The organism is Roseibium sp. RKSG952 (assembly GCF_009711355.1).
In genome coordinates this window covers 1-663 of the sequence record NZ_SMMF01000342.1, presented here as the reverse complement: position 1 = coordinate 663, position 663 = coordinate 1, and the positions used below count along the sequence as shown (strand labels likewise).

The following is a 663-nucleotide window of genomic DNA, read 5'->3' as shown; positions in this document are numbered from 1 at the left end:
GATCGGCTCTGTCGCGGGTCCGTTCGCGAGAAACTGTCGGCGCGCCGCAGGCGCGGCCTTACCCTAATCGAGGCGGGGATATTTCTGTTTATTTACGCCCTCGCGTTTGGTATAATAAGTGTAGTCGCCATGTTCTTCGCCAAGTTCTTCCACGCCATTTTCGACGGGTCCTAGGAAGCGACCGCAGACGAGCGCGGCGCGATCCAGCAGGCTGCTCCCCCTCCTTGATGTCGGCTAGCCGGACTACATGGGTCTTTACGGAGCGAAGGATCTGGGTCAAGGCATCGTTCGATATGGCAGGTAATGGCCTATGTCGCCTTCGGCATAGGTGTCTTTGCCTGTAAAATCGCTGACTAGCGTGTCTTCACCTCCATGTCCACGGGCTTCGTGCTCGATGCCTTGAGCCAGGCCATCTGCCAAAGGCGCCAGAACAAGGCCGACAGGCTCATTCACCACTCCAACCGTTGCGACGACCGCTTGAATCTGCCTAATATCTGTCGATCCGCTATTAGGAACGGCTGGCGGAAACCGGCGTCGACGCATCGGTAGGAAACGTTGGCGACAGCTATGACAACGCCCTGCCGGAAAACATCATCGGTCTGTTCAATACGGAAGTCATCAACCTGTTCGGCTCTTGGAAATCAGCGGGCCAGATCGAATGGG

General features: G+C 56.9%; 1 pseudogene. It reads left to right on the top strand.

What is annotated here, in order from left to right:
* Positions 1–309: 309 nt before the first annotated feature.
* Positions 310–663, top strand: a pseudogene (locus E1297_RS50080) (IS3 family transposase); the annotation flags it as partial.